The following is a 327-nucleotide window of genomic DNA, read 5'->3' as shown; positions in this document are numbered from 1 at the left end:
TCCTGCTTCAGCACTTACAGCTGAATGGGTATGTGTAGCAGCAATTAAGATATTATCCTGCTTTAAACCTATTTGTGCATTTATTAGTCGTTTCGCTTGATCGGTTAAATCTCTTGGCAGTTTTAGATTATCAACCACCACAAGAGCAATACGATTTTTACCATCATCTAGCACAAGTGCTCTTGCATGTAAATCATCATGTATGCTATGTGCTGGAAGAGGGTCGAATGCGCCAACGATATTAAATCCTAAGGGAGGATTAACTTTGCTGATAGCAGCACCCGCGTAAAATTTATTTTCTTTCTCTTTATCTACTATATCCTTATC

Annotated in this window: 1 protein-coding gene; it reads right to left on the bottom strand. The window is 38.2% G+C overall.

Going from position 1 to position 327, the window contains the following annotated elements:
• Window positions 1-327: hypothetical protein (locus tag G5B00_RS17950; RefSeq protein ID WP_205966481.1), on the bottom strand; the 327-nt coding region annotated here is incomplete at both ends.

Origin of the sequence: Parapedobacter sp. SGR-10 (assembly GCF_011030405.1) — a bacterium.
Taxonomy (GTDB): domain Bacteria; phylum Bacteroidota; class Bacteroidia; order Sphingobacteriales; family Sphingobacteriaceae; genus Sphingobacterium.
This window is presented reverse-complemented; position numbering and strand designations above follow the sequence as displayed.